The 420-nt window shown below is 34.5% G+C and carries 1 pseudogene; it reads right to left on the bottom strand.

From position 1 onward, the window contains the following. Nucleotides 1-57: 57 nt before the first annotated feature. Nucleotides 58-420 (bottom strand): annotated as a pseudogene (locus ABF638_RS38325) (hypothetical protein); the annotation flags it as partial.

The raw sequence follows: 420 nt of genomic DNA, 5'->3' as shown, positions 1-420 counted from the left end.
TAGGCTGTTGACTTTGTGGGTTTTTAGGCGGTTTTTGCTCATGCAGTTTTTGTGTCGTCAACATTCCTCTGAAAATAGGGTTTTTCTTTTCGAGAGCATAGATTGACCAAAAACTTCAGCCAACCATGCTTCAACGTCGGAAAAACTAATTGATTCAAGCGCATTTTTGACAACAGTATTTGTTAAATTCATAGTAGATAAACAAATAGTTAGCAACATTTGACCCATCTCTTTAAATGGGCAACGTGAAGAGAAGTACTTATATTTTCCAAATAGTGATTCAATTACATCCGAAGTTGCTAGAAACGTTTTTCTGTCCTTGATGTGAGAACTTTGAAGAACAATGTAATCACAAATATTTTGCTCAAAATTTAATAGTCCACCCTCTAGGAAGGTAAACTCATTTTTCTCAAAATAAGT

The sequence above is a fragment of the Nostoc sp. CALU 1950 genome, from assembly GCF_051172895.1.
GTDB classification, from domain to species: Bacteria; Cyanobacteriota; Cyanobacteriia; order Cyanobacteriales; family Nostocaceae; genus Nostoc; species Nostoc edaphicum_A.
This window is presented reverse-complemented; position numbering and strand designations above follow the sequence as displayed.